At 71.5% G+C, this 382-nt stretch carries 1 pseudogene; it reads left to right on the forward strand.

What is annotated here, in order from left to right:
- Positions 1 to 138 precede the first annotated feature (138 nt).
- Positions 139 to 382, forward strand: a pseudogene (locus ACEPPI_RS40770) (hypothetical protein); the annotation flags it as partial.

Consider the following 382-nt stretch of genomic DNA (forward strand, 5'->3'; position numbering starts at 1 on the left):
CGAGCGGACCCGGCCCCCGTCCCGATGGAGCTGATCGGCTGCGAAGCCACGGAGCCACTGCTCATAGGGACGCAACGACCACGCCGGTGGACACACGACCGGGCCGATCTCCTGGTACTGGACCGCCATGGCACCGTCATGGCCTCCCGCACCGTGGGCCTGGCCATCAACGGAGCGCGCCCGTCCGTGCTCGGCAATGGGCTGGAAGACATCACCCTCACCGACGGCGGCGCCGATCGACCACCGCCGGCGGTCCGCCCGATCTGGGAGAAGTGGTACCAGGGCCCGCCGACAGAACCCAACATGTGGGCCCCGTACAACGAGCAGGGCAGGGCCGCCTGGCTCGACCTCACCACCCGTGCCTGGCGGGCGCCCACGCCCC

The sequence above is a fragment of the Streptomyces sp. AB3(2024) genome (assembly GCF_041862025.1).
GTDB lineage: Bacteria > Actinomycetota > Actinomycetes > Streptomycetales > Streptomycetaceae > Streptomyces.